The following is a 423-nucleotide window of genomic DNA, read 5'->3' as shown; positions in this document are numbered from 1 at the left end:
TCAACGTGCGCAAGGCCTACAACAGTCTCAACCACCTGTGGCGCAATGACCTGCTGTTTGTCTACCTCAAGCCCCCGAAAGGTGTGCTTAAGCCGCATCGGATCAAATCCACCACCAACAGCCTTGAAGGCGGCATCAACGCCCAGCTGAAGCTCCTTGCGAGAACTCATCGCGGCAGACGCGGTGAGCACCAACGCAAAATGCTGGATTGGTGGCTGTATCTGAAAACGCAACTGCCTGGCGATCCAATACACATCGCCAGGCAGTCCAACTGGGGCCAGGACCAACTCGCCAAAGTTACAACCCTGACCCGAAACGAGAACCAAGCCGACTATGAAACAGGACGACCAGCCCTCTACGACAACGGTATCGATACCGAGTACACACACTCAATCGGCATCCAAAAAGGCCACATCTAACCCC

Annotated in this window: 1 pseudogene; it reads left to right on the top strand. The window is 55.1% G+C overall.

The annotated features are described in order from the left end of the window. Window positions 1–419: pseudogene (locus tag HMPREF2785_RS04595) on the top strand (IS256 family transposase); the annotation flags it as partial. Window positions 420–423: the final 4 nt, after the last annotated feature.

The organism is Corynebacterium sp. HMSC067D03 (genome assembly GCF_001811185.1).
GTDB classification, from domain to species: domain Bacteria; phylum Actinomycetota; class Actinomycetes; order Mycobacteriales; family Mycobacteriaceae; genus Corynebacterium; species Corynebacterium coyleae.
The sequence above is the reverse complement of the archived record's forward strand: the minus strand, read 5'-3'. Positions and strand labels throughout refer to the sequence as shown.